Raw genomic sequence first — 1,124 nt, forward strand, 5'->3', positions numbered from 1 at the left:
TATTCATTGTCTTGTCGTGGGTTGGGAAAGGGCAAGCTCTTTTGGTTTTTCAGCGTTGGATTTTAGCGTTGGCAAAAACCAAATGTGCTTGACCGAGCGTTGGCTTTTTTCAGTATGCCGCACAACGGGTTTGAATATGAAAAGTTGCGGATTTGAAAGCGCAATTTTCAGTTGTTTAAAATTAGTATTTTTTTGTTAAAAACATTGTATTTTAGAGAATTATGCAATTTTTTATATGCAGTGTTGTACACTGTTTTTTTTATCTCTTAGCTATAACTAAAACTTGATTATCTATTTTATTCTCATAAATGTATTTTTCTTTATGATTCCAAGTATCATTCGAAAGAAGTAAGTCAGAACCTTTTATTTCTCCATTTTTAAAAAATAAAGCTAGTCCATTAATAACTACTTTCACTCCGTTTTTCGTTATCAGAGCTGTTGGATAAAATCCCATTCTCATTTCCTCTGCATTTTTAGCTTTTTCTCGTATTTCACGAGATATTCCAAATTCACTGGAATTTATGGATTTAATTTCGTCAATAAATATAATTTTTTCAAAATGCTCAAAGTAATATCCAATTGGTGGATTATTCGAGATTCTAATTGTCGCAAAATCATAAATATCTCCATTTTTTAATTCAATCTTTGCTGGAATTAGATTATTCATATTCCAATCTTTTGTCTCGCCAATCAAATCTATTTGTAATTGAAAGTTCGAACTAATTTTCTGTTCGTTTTTAAAGTACACTTTTAGAAAATCAATCTGACCTTTTAGAATCTTTTGAAAGGTTTGATTCTCTTTATAGAATTCTGAATTACATTTTGAACATTTGAAAATTTGAATATCTCCAATTTTCTCATAAAGTTCAATTTTTGAATCATATTTGGTTTCTAATAAGTCAATTCCAAAACCTATGATTTTTTCCTCATAACACGAAGGACAACCAATTTTCTTTTTCTTTCTAAATAGATTCAGTATTTTCATCAAATAGTGTACAACTTGTTTGTGTATGATTTCGTTGCGTGATTTAAGCACTAAAGTTAGCAAATAAATTACAGATAGAAAGTCCGCGAGGACTTTCGTAAGTAAGCTATAACTAGCAATGAATTATACACGTTGTTAC

1 protein-coding gene is annotated in these 1,124 nt (G+C 29.5%); it reads right to left on the reverse strand.

The features are described from left to right. Positions 1 to 259 precede the first annotated feature (259 nt). Positions 260 to 988 (reverse strand): hypothetical protein, encoded by a 729-nt coding sequence (locus HGB55_RS15100; protein WP_168817908.1) that lies wholly within the window; start codon positions 986 to 988, stop codon positions 260 to 262. Between the last annotated feature and the right edge of the window lie 136 nt (positions 989 to 1,124).

This window comes from Lutibacter sp. B1, assembly GCF_012524075.1.
GTDB lineage: Bacteria > Bacteroidota > Bacteroidia > Flavobacteriales > Flavobacteriaceae > Lutibacter.